General features: G+C 63.0%; 16 protein-coding genes. 9 read left to right on the top strand and 7 right to left on the bottom strand.

Going from position 1 to position 15,954, the window contains the following annotated elements; translation table 11 throughout:
* Window positions 1–47 precede the first annotated feature (47 nt).
* Window positions 48–2,129, bottom strand: coding sequence for an ATP-dependent helicase (locus NKI22_RS22425; protein ID WP_352850295.1), 2,082 nt, complete (start codon window positions 2,127–2,129; stop codon window positions 48–50).
* A 94-nt stretch (window positions 2,130–2,223) separates the two neighbouring features.
* Window positions 2,224–2,397, bottom strand: coding sequence for a hypothetical protein (locus NKI22_RS22420; protein ID WP_023719776.1), 174 nt, complete (start codon window positions 2,395–2,397; stop codon window positions 2,224–2,226).
* A gap of 132 nt (window positions 2,398–2,529) precedes the next feature.
* On the opposite strand from NKI22_RS22420, the gene NKI22_RS22415 reads away from it, so the two are divergent.
* The 8 genes from NKI22_RS22415 to NKI22_RS22380 all read left to right on the top strand — a co-directional run bounded on the left by NKI22_RS22415 (window position 2,530) and on the right by NKI22_RS22380 (window position 11,718).
* Window positions 2,530–2,709, top strand: a complete 180-nt coding sequence (locus NKI22_RS22415; protein ID WP_023719775.1) for a membrane lipoprotein lipid attachment site-containing protein — start codon at window positions 2,530–2,532, stop codon at window positions 2,707–2,709.
* 454 nt (window positions 2,710–3,163) lie between these two features.
* A complete protein-coding gene (locus tag NKI22_RS22410) occupies window positions 3,164–5,041 on the top strand; it encodes an ABC-F family ATP-binding cassette domain-containing protein (protein WP_352958896.1) in 1,878 nt (625 codons plus the stop codon).
* A 4-nt stretch (window positions 5,042–5,045) separates the two neighbouring features.
* Entirely contained in the window at window positions 5,046–5,243 is a 198-nt protein-coding gene (locus NKI22_RS22405; RefSeq protein ID WP_352814872.1) for a hypothetical protein, read from the top strand.
* A 42-nt stretch (window positions 5,244–5,285) separates the two neighbouring features.
* Window positions 5,286–7,394, top strand: coding sequence for a molybdopterin-containing oxidoreductase family protein (locus tag NKI22_RS22400; RefSeq protein ID WP_352814873.1), 2,109 nt, complete (start codon window positions 5,286–5,288; stop codon window positions 7,392–7,394).
* 58 nt (window positions 7,395–7,452) lie between these two features.
* Entirely contained in the window at window positions 7,453–8,151 is a 699-nt protein-coding gene (locus tag NKI22_RS22395) for a DUF2270 domain-containing protein (RefSeq protein ID WP_352814875.1), read from the top strand.
* 185 nt (window positions 8,152–8,336) lie between these two features.
* Complete coding sequence (locus NKI22_RS22390; protein WP_352850300.1) at window positions 8,337–10,559, top strand: cation:proton antiporter domain-containing protein; 2,223 nt, start codon at window positions 8,337–8,339, stop codon at window positions 10,557–10,559.
* Between the two features lie 378 nt (window positions 10,560–10,937).
* On the top strand, window positions 10,938–11,171 hold the full coding sequence (locus tag NKI22_RS22385; RefSeq protein WP_254820269.1) for a DUF680 domain-containing protein: 234 nt from the start codon (window positions 10,938–10,940) through the stop codon (window positions 11,169–11,171).
* Between the two features lie 274 nt (window positions 11,172–11,445).
* Window positions 11,446–11,718: a DUF680 domain-containing protein gene (locus NKI22_RS22380; RefSeq protein WP_352814880.1), complete on the top strand. Its 273-nt coding sequence runs from the start codon at window positions 11,446–11,448 to the stop codon at window positions 11,716–11,718.
* A gap of 114 nt (window positions 11,719–11,832) precedes the next feature.
* On the opposite strand, the gene NKI22_RS22375 is transcribed toward NKI22_RS22380, so the two are convergent.
* Genes NKI22_RS22375 through purM form a run of 4 tightly spaced genes read right to left on the bottom strand, consistent with a single transcriptional unit; the run spans window position 11,833 to window position 14,509 of the window.
* Window positions 11,833–12,348, bottom strand: a complete 516-nt coding sequence (locus NKI22_RS22375; RefSeq protein WP_023719766.1) for a SixA phosphatase family protein — start codon at window positions 12,346–12,348, stop codon at window positions 11,833–11,835.
* Between the two features lie 9 nt (window positions 12,349–12,357).
* A complete protein-coding gene (locus NKI22_RS22370; RefSeq protein WP_352481778.1) occupies window positions 12,358–12,690 on the bottom strand; it encodes a hypothetical protein in 333 nt (110 codons plus the stop codon).
* Window positions 12,691–12,740: 50 nt separating this feature from the next.
* Window positions 12,741–13,448 carry a phosphoribosylglycinamide formyltransferase gene (gene purN / locus NKI22_RS22365; RefSeq protein WP_352814882.1) on the bottom strand — a complete coding sequence of 236 codons (708 nt, stop codon included), beginning with the start codon at window positions 13,446–13,448 and terminating at the stop codon, window positions 12,741–12,743.
* Window positions 13,445–14,509: a phosphoribosylformylglycinamidine cyclo-ligase gene (gene purM, locus NKI22_RS22360; protein ID WP_023719763.1), complete on the bottom strand. Its 1,065-nt coding sequence runs from the start codon at window positions 14,507–14,509 to the stop codon at window positions 13,445–13,447. The genes purN and purM overlap by 4 nt, the downstream gene beginning before the upstream one ends.
* A 65-nt stretch (window positions 14,510–14,574) precedes the next feature.
* Here purM and NKI22_RS22355 point away from each other — a divergent pair, with 65 nt between their 5' ends.
* Complete coding sequence (locus NKI22_RS22355; RefSeq protein WP_352814884.1) at window positions 14,575–15,081, top strand: hypothetical protein; 507 nt, start codon at window positions 14,575–14,577, stop codon at window positions 15,079–15,081.
* Between the two features lie 83 nt (window positions 15,082–15,164).
* Here the strand turns inward: NKI22_RS22355 and NKI22_RS22350 are convergent, their stop codons facing one another.
* Complete coding sequence (locus tag NKI22_RS22350; RefSeq protein ID WP_352814886.1) at window positions 15,165–15,938, bottom strand: hypothetical protein; 774 nt, start codon at window positions 15,936–15,938, stop codon at window positions 15,165–15,167.
* Window positions 15,939–15,954 lie beyond the last annotated feature (16 nt).

Below are 15,954 nucleotides of genomic sequence, written 5' to 3'. Positions count from 1 at the left end.
CTGGGGGTGGTCGCCGGGAGAGCAGCGCCAGCGGCGAGGGCGCGTGCCTATTTCCACATGCCGCGCATGCGGGCGCCGAGGTCGACACGCACCTGCGGCTGGCGGCGCGGATCGTCCCTGGCCTGGACGCTGGCCCACGCCACCTGCTCGAAGGCACCAAGGATCGGGCGCGGGATGAAGCGCGTGCGCGAGGCATAGACATGGCGGTCGCCGCGCGCCGCCTGGCCGTGGACGAAAAAACGCTGCGGCATCACCAAATGCAGGCTATCCTTGGCCCGCGTCATGGCCACGTAGAGCAGCCGCCGCTCCTCGTCGACGTCCTCCTTGCTGCCGACCCCTAGGTCGATCGGGATGCAGCCGTCGACGGTGTTGAGCACGAAGACGTTCTTCCACTCCTGGCCCTTGGCCGAATGGATGGTCGACAGGATCAGATAATCCTCGTCGCGGTGCGGAGGTCCGGCTTCGTCGCTGGTCGCGTCCGGCGGATCGAGCGTCAGCTCGGTGAGGAAGCGCTCGCGCGATCCATAGCCGGAAGCGATCTGCTCGAGCTGCAGCAGATCGGCCCGGCGCGTCGTCGCATCCTCATGGATACGTTCCAGATGCGGTTCGTACCAGAGCCTGACCTGCTCGATGTCGGCCGGCCATTTCTTTGCGCCGGCGCGCAGGCCGCAATAGAGCGCGACAAAGCCCGGCCAGTCGTCGGCGGCGCGCTGCGGCGGCCGGTAGCGGGCAAGCCCCATCGTCTCGTCGAGCGACGTCGCCATGGTCTCGACAATCGCATTCGCGGCCGAAGGGCCGATGCCGGGCAGAAGTTGCAGCACGCGAAAGCCGGCGACGCGGTCGCGTGGGTTTTCGGCAAAGCGCAGCACGGCCAGCACGTCCTTGACGTGGGCGGCATCGAGGAATTTCAGCCCGCCGAATTTGACGAAGGGGATGTTGCGGCGCGTCAGTTCGATCTCCAGCGGGCCGCTATGGTGCGAGGCGCGAAACAGCACGGCCTGCGCTTTGAGAACGGTACCGGCCTCGCGCTCGGTGAGTATCGCCTGGCAGACATAGCTCGCCTGCTCGATCTCGTCGCGCACGCTCACCAGCTTCGGCTTTTCCGCCGATTTGCGCTCCGACCAGAGATTTTTGGTGAAACGTTCCGACGCTTCGCCGATCACCGCATTGGCCGCCGCCAGGATCGTCTCGGTCGAGCGGTAGTTGCGCTCCAGCATGACGACCTCGGCCGGCTGCGCGAACTGCTTGGGAAAATCCAGGATATTGCGCACTTCCGCGGCGCGGAACGAATAGATCGACTGCGCGTCGTCGCCGACCACCGTCAGCCCCGATCCGTCGGGCTTGAGGGCCGTCAGGATCGAGGCCTGCAGCCGGTTGGTGTCCTGGTATTCATCGACCAGCACATGGTCGAAACGTGCACCCAGATGCGCGGCGATTTCCGGCTCGCCGGCCATCTGCGCCCAGTAGAGCAGCAGATCGTCGTAATCGAGCACGTTCTGCGCCTGCTTGGCCTCGACATATCTGGCGAATAATTGTTTCAGCTGTTCGGCCCAGCCGGCGCACCACGGGAACACCGAACCCAGCACCTCGCCGAGCGGCGCCTGTGCATTGACGGCACGCGAATAGATCGCAAGGCAGGTGCCCTTGGTCGGGAAGCGGGCTTCGGTCTTCGAAAACTCAAGCTCGTGGCGGGCGAGGTTCATCAGGTCGGCGGAATCCTCGCGGTCGTGGATGGTGAAGGCGGGATCGAGACCGATCTCCAGCGCATAATCACGCAGCAGCCTGGCGCCAATGCCGTGGAACGTGCCGGCCCAGCTCAGCGCATCGGTGATGACAGAAGCATCGCGGCCCAGCACCTCGCCGGCGATGCGCTCGACCCGCTTGGCCATTTCCGCCGCGGCACGGCGGGAAAATGTCATCAAGAGGATGCGGCGCGGATCGGCACCCCTAACGATCAGATGCGCGACCCGGTGCGCCAGCGTGTTGGTCTTGCCGGAGCCGGCGCCGGCAATCACCAGCAATGGTCCCGCGACCTTGCCGTCGCCATGTTCGACGGCAAGCCGCTGCTCGGCGTTGAGCTTTGCCAGATAGGCCGGCTGGAAGGACGAATCACGGGCGGCGAGGTTCATCGCCCATCAAGCATCGTTTCTGCTTTGTTCGCAACGGTTTGCGGAGCCGGGATAGGGCTCGTGAACGAAGAAGCCTTGCGGGCAGGCCTGTTGACTAACGCCCGGGCTCGACGCCCATCCTTGCCGATTGCCGCCGCAGCGCCTCGCGATCGTCTTCTGGTGGCGGCAGCAGCAGCGGATCGAAATCGTCGGGCACCTCGTCGATCACTTTCTTGGCGACGCGATAGGCAACATAGACGATTGCCCCGGCGATAAGCAGACGGATCATGGCTTCCTCCATTGATTCTGGAGCAACCGGAGACGCGGCATTTTGTTCCCCGACTGCTCGGCGAATGCGGGAACGACACCGATCGCGCAACCAAATCGCCGACGCCTCGTTGTCGGGCGAGAGGAGACTGCGATGAAAAAGCGCTCAATCCTGCTGCTTGTGGCAGCTCTGACCGTTGCGGGTTGCGACAACAACATCCAGCCGACCAAGGCCCCTGGCGATACGGTCGAGCAGAATCCGCAGGTCGACAAGAATCCGGTGCCGAAGTCGACGACCGGCGGCGATCAGCCCGGCACGCCGCCGAAACAATGACCGCTTCAAATGGCGTCGGCGCCGGTCAAAAAAGGGTGGCCGGCGCCGCTTGGGAGGAAGCTGATGACGCCGGCCAGGCGGAGATCAGGCCCGCCGCACATCCAAGAATAGCCGAGTCTTTCCGCAGCGTCATGGTCCGATAGCGTACAAACGGCACGCCCTGTGGACAAACCTGCCGCCACGCCGGCGTTTGTTCATCACATGGTTTGTCTATCCCATGGAACAAACCCGGCTGCTGCGTGTTTGGGTGTCGATCGGACGCTCCCAAGGCCGCCGTTCACGAAAGAACCCGCTTTCCTTGTCCCCCCTCAGGATAGCGGGTTCTTTTTGCGTTTTGCGGGAAGTCGCGGTGCGCGGGGGTCGGCGTCACCTGCTTGCCGGTTTTCGCGCCTTATGCGGCGAACCGGGGCTCAAGCCCTTGCGAAGCATGGTTGTCCCGTGCAAAAGCGCGGCCATGCTGATCATCAACGACCTTTCGCTCCGCATGGCCGGACGCCTGCTTCTCGACCATGCCTCGCTGACCTTGCCGGCCGGCAGCAAGGCTGGCCTTGTCGGCCGCAACGGCACCGGCAAGACGACCTTGTTCAAGGCGATCACCGGCGACCTCGCCTCCGAGACCGGCTCGATCAGTCTGCCCAAGAACACACGCATCGGCCAGGTCGCTCAGGAAGCGCCGGGCACCGAGGAGCCGCTGATCGAGATCGTGCTCAAGGCCGACCTTGAACGGAGTGCGCTGCTCGAAGAGGAAAAGACGGCGACCGATCCGCACCGCATCGCCGATATCCATATGCGGCTGGCCGATATCGATGCGCACTCGGCCGAGTCACGCGCCGCCACCATTCTCGCCGGCCTCGGCTTCGACGACGCCGCACAACGGCGCCCGGCCTCGTCCTTCTCCGGCGGCTGGCGCATGCGCGTCGCGCTGGCCGCGGTGCTGTTTGCCGAGCCCGATCTGCTGCTGCTCGACGAGCCGACCAATTATCTCGATCTCGAAGGCACGCTGTGGCTGGAAAACTACGTGTCGAAATACCCGCACACTGTGCTGCTGATTTCGCACGACCGCGACCTGCTCAACCGAGCCGTCAATTCGATCGTCCATCTCGACCAGAAGAAGCTGACGTTCTGGCGCGGCGGCTACGATCAGTTCGAGCGCCAATATACCGAGCAGCGCGAATTGCAGGAGAAGGGCCGCGTGAAGCAGGAAGCCGCGCGCAAGCGCATGGAATCCTTCGTCGAGCGCTTCCGCGCCAAGGCGTCGAAGGCGAGGCAGGCGCAGTCGCGCATCAAGGCGCTGGAGAAGATGAAGCCGATCGCCGCGATTGTGAACGACACGGTTCGGCCGTTCTCCTTTCCGGAGCCGGTGAAGACGGTGGCCTCGCCGATCATCGCGCTGAACAACGTCAATGTCGGCTATACCGAGGGTGCGCCGATCCTGAAGAAGATGACGCTGCGCGTCGATGCCGACGACCGCATCGCGCTGCTCGGCGCCAACGGCAACGGCAAGTCGACCTTCGCCAAGCTGTTGGCCGGCCGGCTGAAGCCGGAGACCGGCGGCATGACCGTGGCGCCCGGGCTGAAGGTGGCAATCTTTGCCCAGCACCAGCTCGACGATCTCAGGCCCGACGAAAACGCCTATGAGCATGTCCGCCGGCTGATGCCGGAAGCGCCGGAATCGAAGGTGCGCGGTCGCGTCGCGCAGTTCGGCCTGACAACCGAAAAGATGAACACCGCCGCCAAGGATCTGTCCGGCGGCGAAAAGGCGCGGCTCTTGATGGGCCTGTCGGCCTTCGAGGGGCCGAACCTGTTCATCCTCGACGAGCCGACCAACCATCTCGACATCGACAGCCGTGAATCGCTGATCCATGCGCTGAATGATTTTCCCGGCGCGGTCATCCTGATCTCGCATGACCGCCATCTGCTCGAGGCGACCGCCGACCGGCTGTGGCTGGTCAAGGACGGCGCGGTCAATCCGTATGACGGCGACCTCGAGGACTACAAGACGCTGGTCACCGGCGTCTCCGGCGACCGCCGCGGCAAGCGCGAGGCGGACAAAGCCTCGAAGGCCGACCGCCGCCGCGATGCAGCCGCGCGCCGCGCCGCTTTCGAGCCGCTGGCCAAGGAAATCCGCGCCACCGAAGCGCTGATGGACCGCCTCCGTAAGCGCATCGACCTGATCGAGGACGAACTCGCCAACCCGGCCGTCTACGAAAAGGACCCCTCGACCGCGACAAGGTTGGCCAAGGAGCGCTCACAACTTGCGCAACAGCTAGCCGGCCACGAGGAGAAATGGCTGTCGATGTCGGCGGAGTACGAGGAAGGCACGGCGGAGTAGGACGATGTCGGCAAAACTGTGGATCGAAGCTGCCAAGGTTTTGGCCGTCAATTCCGGAGCTGTCGTAAAATGTCCTGAGTGTGGAGACGGCAATCTGCTGGTCATCGACGCCGGAGCCGGATCATCGCATGTCGAGCGCCACATACATTGCCCGAAATGCGGCGCCTACAACGCGTTGCTCAAGCGCATTGATGGCCTGTAACTGGCCCTACACGCCGCTATCACAACCGGCTAGTTTGCGCCCATGAATCAACACGCCAAGCTCAAAATCGGCCATTCGGCCTGTCCGCATGATTGTCCCTCGACTTGCGCGCTCGAGGTCGAGTTGCTCGACGCCAGGCGCATCGGCCGTGTCCATGGCGCCAAGACCAACAGCTACACGGCCGGCGTTGTCTGCGCCAAGGTCGCCCGCTATGCCGACCGCGTCCATCACCCCGACCGCTTGCTGAAGCCACTGGTCCGTGCCGGCGCCAAGGGCGAGGGCGCCTGGAAGGAATCGAGCTGGGAGGCTGCGCTTGACCTCGTCGCCGAAAAGTTCATCGCCGCGGAGGCGAAATTCGGCTCGGAGACGGTCTGGCCCTATTACTATGCCGGCACGATGGGTCTGGTGCAGCGCGACGGCATCGAGCGGCTCAGGCATGCCAAGAAATACTCCGGCTTCTTCGGTTCGATCTGCACCAATCTGGCTTGGACCGGCTGGATGATGGGGGCAGGCGCACTGCGCGGCCCCGATCCGCGCGAGATGGGCAAATCCGACTGCGTGGTGATCTGGGGCACCAACGCCGTGGTCACGCAGGTCAACGTCATGACCCACGCCATCAAGGCGCGCAAGGAACGCGCAGCCAAGATCGTCGTCATCGATGTTTACGAGAACGCGACGATGAAGCAGGCCGATCTCGGCCTAGTGCTGAAGCCCGGCACCGACGGCGCGCTGGCCTGCGCGGTGATGCACGTGCTGTTCCGTGACGGCATGGCCGACCGCGCTTATTTGGAAAAATACACCGACGACCCGCATGGTCTGGAAGCGCATCTTCAAACGAGGACGCCGCAATGGGCCGCTGATATCACCGGGCTTTCTGTCGACGAAATCGAGACCTTCGCCCGTCTCGTCGGCACGACGAACAAGACCTACTTCCGCCTCGGCTACGGGTTTTCGCGCCAGCGCAACGGTTCGGTCAACATGCACGCCGCAGCCTCGATCGCCGCGGTCACCGGCTGCTGGCAATATGAAGGCGGCGGCGCCTTCCATACCAATTCGGGCATCTTCAAGCTCAATCAGGAACTGCTCGAAGGCACGCGGATGCGCGACCCCGCGATCCGTCATCTCGACCATTCGCGCATCGGCCCGGTGCTGACCGGGGCTGAGGATGCGCTCTATGGCGGCCCGCCGGTGACGGCGCTGCTGATCCAGAACACCAATCCGGTCAATGTCGCGCCGGAGCAGCGGCTGGTGAAGCAGGGTTTTTTGCGCGACGATCTGTTCTCCTGCGTGCACGAGCAGTTCATGACCGACACCGCCAAGCTCGCCGATGTGGTGCTGCCGGCGACGATGTTTCTCGAGCACGACGACGTCTACAAGGGCGGCGGCAACCAGCACATCACGCTCGGGCCGAAGCTGATCGACCCACCGGAAGGTCCGCGCACCAACCATTTCGTCATCGAGGAACTCGGCAAAAGACTCGGTGTCGCCGATCGCCCGGGCTTCGGCATGACCGAGCAGCAGCATATCGACGTCATTCTGGGCAAGCGCGGGCTGGGCAGCTTTTCGAGCCTGAAAGAGCAGAAATGGGTCGATTTGCAGCCGGATTTCGATGCCGCGCATTACCTCGACGGCTTCGGCCATGCCGACAAGAAGTTTCATTTTCGCGCCGACTGGACGGGCCAGGCGTCGCCCAATCGGCCACCGAAAAGCATGGGCCTGTTCGGGCCGGTGGCGAGCCTGCCGGAATTCCCCGACCATGTCGATCTGATCGAGGTGGCGGACGAGGCGCACCCGTTCCGGCTGACCACCTCGCCGGCGCGCAATTTCCTCAATTCGACCTTCACCGAAACGCCGGTGTCGCAGGCAAAAGAGCGCCGGCCGGAGCTGCTCTTGCATCCCGATGATGCGGCGGCACTCGGCGTCGCCGACGGCGGCCGCATCGAAGTCGGCAACCAGCGTGGCGAAGTGGTGCTGCACGCAAAACTGTTCGACGGCATCAAGCGCGGCGTGGTCATCGCCGAAGGCATCTGGCCGAACAGCGCCCATGAGCGCGGCGAGGGCATCAACGTGCTGACTGGCGCCGATGCGCCGGCGCCCTATGGCGGCGCCGCCTTCCACGACAACAAGGTCTGGCTGCGCCCGGCAACTTGAAGCGTTCGGAACGATATGTTCCTCCGGCCGTTTTCGCATGGCGGGTGGAGGCATGGTCATGGCAGAAGCGTTGGCGGCGCCGGACCCCATCGGGCGAACGCTTTCGTCCGGCGAACTCGTAACCACGATGTCCCACTTCCATCGCGCCGAGATTGCGCGCATGGCTGGGTGGCGCGACCGCCTGGACCGGACGAGCAATTGGGCGATAACGGTTGTCGCGGCGATGCTGTCCGTCTCGCTTTCGACAGCCAGCGCTCACCATGGCGTGCTGCTGTTTGCCATGCTGCTTGTTCTGCTGCTGCTGTGGATCGAGGCGCGGCGATACCGCTTCTTCGACTTCTATCGGGCTCGCGTGCGCCAGTTCGAACGGCACTATTTCGCACAGGTATTCTCACCGCAGCCGGATTTTGCGTCCGATTGGCTGTTGATCGTCGGCGAGAGCCTGCGCGCACCAAAATTCCTGATTTCGCAACGCGTGGCTTTGGCGCGCCGTCTGCGTCGCAATTACATCTACATGCTGCTGATCCTGCTGCTGGCCTGGATCCTCAAACTGTCGACCCCCAGCCTCTTAAACGAAGGCGTCCGCATCGGCTTCGTCGGGTCGATGCGTGAGGCCGTCACCAGTGCTGCGCTGGGTCCAGTTCCTGGTGGCGCCATCGTCGTGCTGGTCGCCGTCCTCTATGCCGGCCTGCTGATGGCAGCCTACCTGACGGAGAGCGACGACGGCGAACTCTCCTTCGGTGACGTCCACGTCTAGCAATGCCCTGTCTAGCAACGCAACGGCCTGTCGCGCGTTGTGGGGCAGGTGCATTGGGCGATGGGGGTTTCATGGCTTGGCAGGCTCCGACACGTTCCAGCCTGGCGCTGTTAGTTTGTGCATTCGTCCCCGCAGGAGCGGCCCGGGCGGCGGAGACGCTTGTTGCCGGAACCAAGGCTTCGGGAATGGGCGGTTCGGGCGAAGGCGCTTTCGTTGCCGAGATCGTCCTGCTGCTGCTTGTCGGGCGCGGCCTGGGCGAAGTGCTGCAGCGCTATGGCCAGCCGGCAATCATGGGCCAACTGATCGGCGGCATCCTGCTCGGTCCTTCGCTGTTCGGCTGGCTATGGCCATCGGCTCAGCACCTGATCTTTCCCAGCGATCCTGCGCAAAAGGGCATGATCGACGCCGTCTCACAGCTCGGCATCCTGATGCTGCTTTTGCTGACCGGCATGGAGACCGACCTGCGGCTGGTGCGCCGGGTTGGCGCGGCCTGTTTTTCCATTTCGGCGACCGGCGTCGTGGTGCCCTTCATCTGCGGTTTCGCGCTGGCGCAGTTCCTGCCGGGCGCATTGCTGTCTGACGCCACGCAACGCACCGTCGCCGGGCTGTTCCTGGGCACCGCGCTGTCGATCTCGTCGGTCAAGATCGTCGCCATGGTGGTGCGCGAGATGAACTTCATGCGCCGCAACCTCGGACAGGTGATTATTTCCTCGGCGATCATCGAGGACACGATCGGCTGGCTTATCATCGCCGTAACCTTCGGCATCGCCACCAATGGCAGGCTGCAGTTCGCGCCGCTGGTGACCACCATCGCCGCGGTGGCACTATTCATGGTGTTCTCCTTCACCATTGGCCGCCGTCTTGTCTTCACCTTGATCCGCTGGACCAACGATCAATTCCACAGCGAGTTCGCGGTGATCACCATGATCCTCATCATCATGGGCGTGATGGCGCTGATCACCAATATGATAGGCGTGCATACCGTCCTGGGTGCGTTCGTCGCCGGCATTCTTGTCGGTGAATCGCCCATCCTCTCCAGCCATATCGAAGGCCAGCTGCGCGGCGTCATCACCGCGCTGTTCATGCCGATCTTCTTCGGCATGGCGGGGCTTTCCGCCGACCTCACAGTGCTTGCCGATCCGACGCTTGCCATGCTGACGGGCGCTCTGGTGGTTATCGCCAGCATCGGCAAGTTTGGCGGCGCCTTCATCGGCGCCAGGCTCGCCGCCATGTCGTTCAAGGAAGCAATCGCCGTCGGCAGCGCCATGAACGCGCGCGGCTCGACCGAGGTGATCGTCGCCAGCATCGGCCTGTCGATGAACATCCTGTCGCACAATCTCTTCACCATGATCGTCACCATGGCCGTGATCACCACGCTGGCCATGCCGCCGATGCTGCGCTGGGCGCTCGGCCGGCTGCCGGTTGGGCACGACGAGCAGCAGCGTGTCGAGCGCGAGGCGTTGGACGAATACGGCTTCATTTCCAGGCTGGAGCGGCTGCTGGTGCTGGTCGACGACAGCAGGATCGGCAAGTTCACTGCCCATCTCGCCGGACTGGTCGGCGGAGGCAGCGGCATGCCCACTACCTTGCTTCGCCTGCCCACCACCTTGCTTCAGCCGAAAGACGGCCGAATTGACAGGCCAGCCGACAGCAAGGGGCAGGAGCGCGCCCTGCAGGAAATCAAGAAGGGTGCAAAAAAAAGCGCCCAGGCGGTAAAACGGATCGAAGATACGCTTGTCGGCAAAGTCCACCTGACGGCCCGCACCGAGTTGGAAGCCACCGGTGAGACGATCGCCGAAGAGGCCCGCAAGGGATACGGCCTGTTGCTGGTCGGCCTTGACAATGTGCTGACCGCCGATGGCGCCTTCGCGCCGGCCCTCAACGACATTGCCGCAGGATTTGACGGCCCGCTTTGCCTGGTCCTGAACGGCGGCAATGCTGCCGAAAAGATGCCAACGCTGAAGGCCGGCACCAGCATTCTCGTCCCCGTCAACGGTACCCAGGTGGCGCGCCGCGCCGCCGACTTGGCGCTGGCGCTGGCCCGTCCAAACCGGGCGCGGATCAAGGTTCTCTACGTCTCGCAAAAAGCAGCCAAGGGGCGCAGGTCGACATCCGTGTCGCATAGCCGCGAAGAGGCCGTGCTGAAAGACATCGCCGACTTGGCGGGCCGCTACGGCCTGCATATCGACACCGCGTTCCATACCCGCGTCACACCCGACAAGGCGATCACTAGGGAGGCGGCCAAAGGCGCGGCGATCGTCGTGATGGGTGTCACCCAACGTCCGGGTGAGGACCTGTTCTTCGGCGAAACCGCCGGCGCTGTTTTAGCCGCCTGCAACTGCCCCGTGGTGCTTCTGGCCAGCGCGCGGCCCAAGCATGACACCGCTGGCGCTGAGCTGGCAGCGTGATTTTTACTGGGCATTGATCGGTCGGCAGGCATGTCGATCGAGGCTCTGAAGAGCAGATCAGTCAAGCGAAAGAAAGAAGTCAAACCGAACGGTTCGGTTCTGTTGACAGAGCGTACAGGAGGGGGTGAACGCCGGCTCAAGAATGCTCGCGCCGCAAATCCCGCTTTTCGGCATAACCAATTGAAAATAAACAAGCACATTGTGGCGAAAGGAGCCGCATGCCGGATTTCAAGCGGCCAATTTGGCGCACCGGCACAAAATTTTCGTGATTGGAAACGACAGGTGTGCCGACCCATCTCGGGGTGGTCCGAGCGACGCGAATTCCTCCCAAGGCACGCCACTTGACGGACAGAACAGAGAAATACCGGAGTACCCGAAATGACCAAGATCGCTCTTACCGCCGCCGCCATCCTCGTTGCCACCGGCACCGCTTTTGCGGGCAGCGACCATTATGGCTCGGACAACGTCAACCAGCCGGCCGCTCCTGCTGCCAACGTTGACAACACGTTCACCGGCTCGATCCGCAAGCCGGTTACTTCCGAGCATACCGGTGCCAAGACGACTTCCGAGTCGGTGGCGCCTGAATCCGGCCAAGGCATCTGGGGCCGCTGATTATCACAGCCCCGGAACACAAAGAGCGGCGGGCTTGGCCCGCTACTCTTGCTTTCGCGTATCAGCCGGGACGAGCGCCGGATCGCATCCTGCGCCAATCGAATACTTTGAATTGCAGGTTCATCTGTAGTCACAATCTCGGTTGCTGAAATCGTCCAGCAACGTGCACGTCGGAAAAAGCCGATGCGTATTCGTCGGCGCGGCAGCGCTCTCATCTCGAATGCGTCGAAAGCAACGACAACTCACGAATGACCAGTAAACTGGAGTACCTGAAATGACCAAGATTGCTCTTACCATCGCCGCTATCGTCCTCACCGCCACGGGCAGCGCCTTTGCCGGCAGCGACCATTATGGTTCGGACGGTGCCAACCAGCCGGCCGCGCCTGTTGGCAATGCGCCTGTCGGCGCTATCGACAGCGGGTTTACCGGTTCCGTCCGCAAGCCGCTGACGGCTGAGCACAACGCCGTCGACACCGGGGCGACGACCCGGTTCGGCACGGATCAGCCCGTAGTGCCCCAATCTGGCCGGGGCAACTGGGGCCGCTAGTTCCTCAAACCCCGGGAGCACAAAGAACGGCGGGCTTGGCCCGCCGCTCTTGTTTGTGCGAAGCTCGGTCGGTCGAGGGATCGGCGGTTTTTCCCCCGGCCTGTTGGTAAATCCCTAACGCAGATCCTTCGGCCAAATGCAGTGCGTCAGTCGGGCGCTGCCGAAGGTGAGACCGGCCCAATCGCCATCGACGTCGAACCGAGCCAGGGCCGCGGTCGGGAATTTTTCCGCCAGCTTTTTCAGCGCCGCTTCATCCGATCCAGCCCCGGCAAGCCCGCGCGCGAACTCCTCCAACCCGGGATTGTGGCCAAGCACCAGCAGCGTTCCGGTCTCCGCCTTTACTTGCCGCACCTTGGCGAGGATGTCCGCCGCCGCTGCCTCGTAGAGCGCCTGGGCAAATTTGGCCTGCACCTTCGCCGGCAATTCCGCCGAAACCAGCCGCCATGTGTCGCGGGTGCGCAGCGCCGGCGACACCAGCGCCAGCTCCGGCAGCCAGCCGCGCCGGGTCAGTTCGCGCCCGACCAGCGGCGCTGCTTTCCGCCCGCGCCCGGACAGCGGCCGGTCGAAATCGATGAGGCCAGGATCGTCCCAGCTCGACTTAGCGTGACGCAGGAGCAGCAATTGCATCATGGTTTCAATTCAAGTCCAAGGGATGTCCGGCTGAAAGTCTTTCCCATATCCGCCGCCATGCTTTGTGCCCATGGCGGTATCAAAACTCGCCCAAAGCACACCAAAGATGAACAGGCCTACGCGCCGTTCATCTTTATCCCATCTGACCGAAATGTCTGCTTCAGTGATAGCCCAATCGCCCGATCGAATGTGAATTGCTTCGATGACAGAATCGGCCCGCCCGTCCTCGGTTCGACAAAGATAGAAATATGCCGTGGCACTGTTCGGATCGTCCGCCTCGTCATACTCGAAGACGCCGGCGAGATCACCTTTTGTGCGGATCGCGCTGTCGAAAACGTCCATTGGTCTGTTTCTGCCGACCCCGACGATTTATTGGCTTTTTCTACGGACCCTCACGGCGTTATCCGCGCCAGGTGCTCGAGATCGGTCTCTTCGCGCAGCGGGTCGGGCGCGATCACCACCGACGTGGCATTGTCGGCATCGTCGGCGAAGCGCGAAAACACCGTGCGGCCGCCTTCCATCCGCGCCTTGCCTTCGGCGACCAGGCCCAGCGCCAGCGGATAGAGCTGGTGCTCGGCCTTGAGCACGCGCGCGGCCAGCGTGTCCTCATTGTCGCCGACCATCACCGGCACTGCGGCCTGGGCGATGATCGGCCCGTCATCCATGTCGAGCGTGACGAAATGCACTGTGCAGCCATGGATGCGCATGCCTGCGCGGATGGCTCGCGCGTGCGTATCCAGCCCCTTGAAGGCAGGCAGCAGGGCAGGGTGGATATTGACCATCCGGCCCTGCCACTTCTCGACGAAACGCGCGCCGAGGATGCGCATATAGCCGGCCAGCGCGACGATTTCGGCGCCGAACGACAAGAGGGCCGCATCGATCGCCCCGTCATGCGCTTCCTTGCTGGCATAATCGGAGCGCGAAATCACCTTGGTGGCGATGCCGCGAGCCGCGGCGATGCCGAGGCCGGCGGCATTGGCGCGATCGGAGATGATGCCGACGATCTCGGCCGGATAGGCCGGGCTGCCGGCGGCCGCGATCAGCGCCGTCATGTTGGAGCCGCGCCCCGAAATAAGCACTACGGTGCGTTTTCTGGTCATAGGCCGATCGAGCCCCGATAGATGACGCCGGCATCGCGGCGCGGCACGATCTGGCCGATCGGCGTCACCGTCTCGCCGGCCTCCTGCAGAACGGCGGCGACCTGCGCCGCCTGACCGGAGGCGACGACCAGGATCATGCCGATGCCGCAATTGAAGGTGCGCATCATCTCTTCCGGCGCGACGCCGCCGGTCTTGGCCAGCCACGAAAACACCGGTGGCACCTCGATGGCGCCGAGATCGAGCTCGGCCGAAAAATCCTTGGGCAGAACGCGCGGGATGTTTTCGGGAAAGCCGCCGCCGGTGATATGGGCCAGCGCCTTTATGCCATGCGTGTTGCGGATCGCCTTGAGGATCGACTTGACGTAGATGCGCGTCGGCTCGAGCAGCGCCTCGGCCAGTGTCGCCTCGTCATTGAACGGCGCCGGATCGCCCCAGCCAAGGCCGCTTATCGCGACGATGCGGCGGACCAGCGAAAAGCCGTTCGAATGCAGGCCCGACGAGGCAAGGCCGAGCAGCACGTCGCCCTCGACGATGTCGTCGGTCGGCAACAGCTGGCCGCGTTCGGCGGCACCAACTGCAAAGCCGGCAAGGTCGTAGTCCTTGTCGTGATACATGCCCGGCATTTCCGCCGTCTCGCCACCGATCAGCGCGCAGCCGGCCTGCCGGCAGCCGGCGGCGATACCACCGACGATCGAAGCACCCTGGTCGGGATCGAGCTTGCCGGTGGCGAAATAGTCGAGGAAGAACAGCGGCTCGGCGCCTTGCACGACGATGTCGTTGACGCACATGGCGACGAGGTCGATGCCGATCGTATCGTGCTTGCCGGCGTCGATGGCGATCTTCAGCTTGGTGCCGACGCCGTCATTGGCGGCGACCAGCACCGGATCGGTGAAGCCGGCGGCCTTTAGGTCGAACAGGCCGCCGAAGCCGCCGATCTCGCCATCGGCGCCCGGCCGGCGGGTCGCACGCACCAGCGGCTTGATCTTCTCGACCATGAGATTGCCGGCATCGATGTCGACGCCCGCTTCGGCATAGGTGAGCCCGTTCTTGCGCTTGCTCATTTCCGGCGCCTGCTCATCTGTTGCGCTTGCCTGTCGCTGGTTTCATTCGCTTGCGGGCTCTTCGCATGAACGGTTTTGCCCCGCAAGGCAAGCGCGCGATGATGGTGTTTTCAGTTGGATACCGGCGGAACCGGGTGCGATATACTCCAACAGTAAAAAGAAATCCCCGCCAGAATTGCGGCGAGGCCACCGACGGTGGCAAGAGACCTGATTTCACCGTCGAAGGGCAGGATTCCATACGAGAAGCCGGCGGCGACCAAAGCCGCCGCGGCAGCCCACAGACCTGGATTTGCAACGACCGACCTCGCGAACAGAAACGCCACGACCGCAGCCGTCAGCCAGAGGGGCCAAGAGACGACCACGCCCACGGCCAGCTCAAGAGCGAAGGCCCACAGAAGATCTTGCGTCGCTATGTTGCGGTGCGGGGCTCCGAAAGATGCGAAAGCCAGCAGACTTTCTGTCAGTCCGGCCAGATAGCAAAGCGTTACTCGCCAAGCGATTGTGATTCTCTGCGCCATCGTCATTCAGCAGTAGGGAAAATAAGCTATTGCTTTCCCGGGCTCTTCGCATGAACGGCCGCACCTCGCAAGGATGACGGCGGGATCAGACTGTCTTGGCTCGACAAAAGAGTGGACAGTCGCCCAAGCTGCCGCCCTTATGGACGTCCCTCTCGTTCCGCCAGAACCATGTCGACGCGGTCGAGTTGTGCCTTGGCGTAGCCGCTCAGCGCTATTCCGCTATTGTTCGTTCGAATCCAGTGCACAGCCTGCTTCACCCGCTCGTAGTGCCCAAGTTCGATTTCGCAGGCAATCAGCGCGAGGATCCGAACCGCGAAGGGCTGTGTGAATTCGTAAGGTTTGTCGAGCAACTCGCTATGTCCGGCGACGTAACTGGCGAGGTCCGGGTTCTGAGCCCTGATCCGTCGCGCCAGCTCGACATATTTCCCCAGCAACCTATCTATGCTCGTCTGGTCAAGGTGCTTGAAGTAACGAGCATAAGCTTTCAGCTCATTGTTAAATATCGTTTCAGGATGAAACTGCGACAGTCCGGGCCAGATCCATTTTTTGCCGTACAGCCTTTCAAGCAACGGCCTGACGGTAAGAAAGTCCAGGTAAACGAGCATGTTCACATGAACATCGCCAGAGCTTGCAGTAAAGGCCTCTTCGAGAATCAGGCTGATATCGTGGCTCCGGTCGACTTCGAAGACGCCTTTCCGGATGCGGCGAAAGCCATGTCCCGTCATGAACGTATCGAGATACTTACGCGCTTCGCCAATGGCCAAAGACAAGCTTCCACTCCCTCTTTGTTGCGCCATGGTGCCTTGATGGTTGCCGAAGAGTCCAGCCGCTGCGCCGCTTGTTCCAAACAGCTTCGCTGCCAGTGCGCTCTCGACAAACCCGTGCACGGCCCAACTTTTGTCGCTTCTCACTTGCCGTGACCATCCA

This window comes from Mesorhizobium sp. M0778 (genome assembly GCF_040320105.1).
In the GTDB taxonomy this organism is placed as follows: domain Bacteria; phylum Pseudomonadota; class Alphaproteobacteria; order Rhizobiales; family Rhizobiaceae; genus Mesorhizobium.
Note: the sequence above shows the minus strand (reverse complement) of the source record. Positions and strands in the feature narration are given on the sequence as shown.